This is a genomic window from Bacteroides sp. AM54-2NS (assembly GCF_003602935.1).
GTDB lineage: Bacteria > Bacteroidota > Bacteroidia > Bacteroidales > Bacteroidaceae > Bacteroides > Bacteroides xylanisolvens.
This window is the reverse complement of record NZ_QTMZ01000137.1, coordinates 1-950: the sequence shown is the minus strand read 5'-3', so window position 1 is coordinate 950 and position 950 is coordinate 1. Positions and strand designations below refer to the sequence as shown.

Genomic DNA, 950 nt, shown 5'->3' with positions numbered 1-950 from the left:
TATTGGATGGAAGGAATCAATAAAGTGCTTGATAGATATGGACTATCAAGAGAGGAGTTTTGGAAAGACCCCGAAGCATTCATTAATAATTTGGAAGATAAGGATGCAAAGCTTACATTGGAGTTCTACATGCAAATAGTATAACTAATAATAATTAAATGAATTAATATGACTAATGAACAATTAAATCAATACTATAGTAAGGATGCAGATAAGAAGCAGTGTTGGGTAAGTAAAGACCATAACTGTCCATTAAAGGAACAATGTAATGGACTTGTTAAGCCAGAATGTAAAGAGCATATAGACAATGAAGAAGCCTGCCATGTTGTTGATAAGATGATAGAATGGTATTACCAAGTGGAAGAACCTGAATTTCTAAAGTTCTATAATTGTCACTTAGAGATGTTAGAGAGACATGGAAGGAATTAGTTATTCCTTCCTCTGTTAGCAGGGATATTTAATGGACGTAAATTATTAAGCTTATTAGTACCACCTTCAGAAATTGGTTTAATATGGTCTACTTCCCAACCCCAAGGATGTTCAGCTTTACCATAAGCATCACGATGTATATATTCACCACTGGCATCTTTGCGAAGTCCGTCCTGTACTAAAGTGGCTTTACTGAATATTATATCCAGTTCTTCTTCTGTCCATTTAGGTCTTACTTCCATAATCTTAGATATTAGAATTAATAACTGCAAATATAGCAATAATTATTAATATTCCAAGACATCCTAAGAGAGTATGGAACGCATTGACAGGTAAGTATTTTGTTTATCCATTAATAGGAACTACACTAATAGGAGGAATGAATTATGAGAAGATTTAATAAATATGGATTTGGTACAACAGCTCCAGCAATTATAAATAATAGAGAGTAATATTATGGAAGAATATCCTTATACAGAGGTTGTAGACGGTAAAGAGTACACCTATATTAATATGGGTAC

General features: G+C 32.9%; 2 protein-coding genes. One reads left to right on the top strand and one right to left on the bottom strand.

Translation table 11 applies throughout. The features are described 5' to 3' along the window. The first annotated feature begins 168 nt into the window (after nucleotides 1-168). Nucleotides 169-429 carry a hypothetical protein gene (locus tag DXA05_RS26165; RefSeq protein WP_117809441.1) on the top strand — a complete coding sequence of 87 codons (261 nt, stop codon included), beginning with the start codon at nucleotides 169-171 and terminating at the stop codon, nucleotides 427-429. Here the strand turns inward: DXA05_RS26165 and DXA05_RS26160 are convergent. Then, nucleotides 426-671, bottom strand: coding sequence for an HNH endonuclease signature motif containing protein (locus DXA05_RS26160; protein WP_117809442.1), 246 nt, complete (start codon nucleotides 669-671; stop codon nucleotides 426-428). The genes DXA05_RS26165 and DXA05_RS26160 overlap by 4 nt on opposite strands. Nucleotides 672-950: the final 279 nt, after the last annotated feature.

Coding starts and splice junctions, on each gene's coding strand:
- DXA05_RS26160 (WP_117809442.1), bottom strand. CDS start 671: ATGGAAGTAAGACCTAAATGGACAGAAGAAGAACTGGATATAATATTC.
- DXA05_RS26165 (WP_117809441.1), top strand. CDS start 169: ATGACTAATGAACAATTAAATCAATACTATAGTAAGGATGCAGATAAG.